The sequence below is a fragment of the Mesorhizobium sp. M0437 genome (genome assembly GCF_040321335.1).
GTDB lineage: Bacteria > Pseudomonadota > Alphaproteobacteria > Rhizobiales > Rhizobiaceae > Mesorhizobium.
In genome coordinates this window covers 1-1062 of sequence record NZ_JAMYRK010000229.1, presented here as the reverse complement: position 1 = coordinate 1062, position 1062 = coordinate 1, and the positions used below count along the sequence as shown (strand labels likewise).

Genomic DNA, 1062 nt, shown 5'->3' with positions numbered 1-1062 from the left:
ACGATGCGTTTTGTGGCAGCCAAGAGTGAGGAACAACAGGCTGCGGCGATGGTGTTTCGCGCTCGCGATCTTCTGGTGCGCCAGCGGACCCAGACCATCAATGCGATACGTGGCCATCTTGCCGAATTCGGGCTGGTGGCCGCGCAGGGCCTTTTCCATGTGGCCAAGCTTGTAACGGCGATCGAGGATCATGGCTCCGCCATCCCAGAGGCCGCCCGTCCGATCCTGTGTCTGTTCGTGGAACAGTTGCGCTCGCTGGATGAGAGGGTGGCTGTGCTCGACCGCGAGATCGCCCGGCGCGCCAGGGAGGACGCGGAATCGAAACGACTGATGACTATCCCGGGGATAGGATCGATCACCGCGACTGCTCTCGCCGCTCTGGCTCCGTCGGCTCAGACCTTCAAAAGGGGGCGTGATTTTGCGGCCTGGCTGGGGCTCACTCCGTTGCAGCGTTCCACGGGCGGGAAGCAGAAGCTTGGCGAGACGTCCCGCATGGGCGAACGAACTCTGCGCCGCCTGCTCATTATAGGGGCCAGCGCTGCCGTGCGCTGGGCGATGCGGAAGGGGAAATCTGCGGACCCATGGCTCATGCGCATGCTGGACCGTAAGCCGCCCATGTTGGTGATCGTCGCGCTTGCCAACAAGACGGCACGCATCGTCTGGGCATTGATGGCGAAAGGCGGAACCTATCGGGCTCCGGCGGTGGCGGGTTAGTTCCGCTCGGCCGGAAGGCCTCGAAAGTGTGAGAAGGTCAAACGGAGAGTATGGCGCAACGGTCAACGAGACGGGATCGGGAAAACCAGATCATGGATACGTGCCTTGAGCACGCGAGATTGAATTGGACCCGCTCCGCGAACTCCCATACGGGCCCGCGGCATGTGGAACGCCGCATCAGAGGCCGGACACATGTCAGCACCCGACCACGCTCCTCATTCTTCATATAAGATTCTTCTTGCGCTGACGGGGGCGTCCACACATATCCATGACGACGATGTCGCCGGGTTTCAGCACGGTGATGAGCTGCTGCTCGACATAGGCGCGGAAGCATTGGCCGTTGATTGG

General features: G+C 61.8%; 1 protein-coding gene. It reads left to right on the top strand.

Annotated features, from left to right (window positions below; translation table 11 throughout):
- Window positions 1–714: IS110 family RNA-guided transposase (locus tag NKI72_RS35155; protein WP_352852274.1), on the top strand; the 714-nt coding region annotated here is incomplete at its 5' end.
- Window positions 715–1062: the final 348 nt, after the last annotated feature.